Genomic DNA, 1,034 nt, shown 5'->3' on the forward strand with positions numbered 1-1,034 from the left:
GGGTGATACGGCGCATCCTCAGCGGGCAGGCGCGCCCTGACCGCGACCCCCATGCCGACCTGGTGCTGCGCCCGCAACTGGCCTGGAAGACCGGTACCAGTTATGGCTTTCGCGATGCACTGGCGATCGGTGTTGGGCCGCGTTACCTGATCGGTGTGTGGATCGGTCGCCCGGATGGAACCCCCGTGCCGGGGCAGTTCGGCCTGGCGTCGGCGGCTCCCTTGATGCTGCAAGTCCACGACGTATTGAGCAACCGCGACAACCAGCGTGGCATTGTCGCGCCAGTACAGGCGGTGCCGGACAGTGTTGGGGTGGCAGCGATTTGCTGGCCATTGGGGCAGCCCATGAACAAGAGCGATGCCAATTGTCGTCGCCAGCGGTTTGCCTGGACCCTGGATCACACCACGCCGCCGACCTTGCTGGCGGCGGATCAACCTCTGGGTGTGGGCCTGCGCGAAATCATCCGGGTCAATCCGCAAGGCTTGCGTGTTGGCCCGCAATGCGCCGACGGGCAACAACACGAGGTGGCATTGTGGCCAGCCCCCCTTGAGCCCTGGCTACCCCGGGTAGAGCGACGTGAAGCGCGGCTGCCTGCGGCTTCCACACAATGCCCGCCACCGGCCTTGAGTGCGCTGACCCCGCTGTCGATTGTCGGTGTACGTGACGGCGACCGACTGCGCCGTCCTGCTGCCAGCCAGGCGATGTTGCGCCTGGCGCTATCGGCCTTGGGCGGTGAAGGTCGGCGCTGGTGGTTTATCAATGGCGCGCCGCTGGGCGACAGTGCACAACCAGAGGTATTCAACACCAGCCTGGAACTACCGGGGCGTTATGAGCTGAGCGTGCTCGATGAAAGCGGGCAGACTGCCCGTGTCGAGTTCAGTGTGGTGGAGTAACAGCCCCTCTTTGTGCCTGTTTTACGCACTGAATATCAACTTGAAACCCGTCAATTATGCTTATACCTAAGGAGCCGCTGAACAATTAACCCGTTCGTAGCGCCCCCCTCTTTCAAGCCGTATTTTTCAACCTACCGGCCT

General features: G+C 62.9%; 1 pseudogene. It reads left to right on the plus strand.

The features are described 5' to 3' along the window. Positions 1 to 893 (plus strand): annotated as a pseudogene (locus tag GHO03_RS24555) (penicillin-binding protein 1C); the annotation flags it as partial. Positions 894 to 1,034 lie beyond the last annotated feature (141 nt).

It is taken from the genome of Pseudomonas sp. FSL R10-1339 (genome assembly GCF_009600545.1).
In the GTDB taxonomy this organism is placed as follows: Bacteria; Pseudomonadota; Gammaproteobacteria; order Pseudomonadales; family Pseudomonadaceae; genus Aquipseudomonas; species Aquipseudomonas bubulae.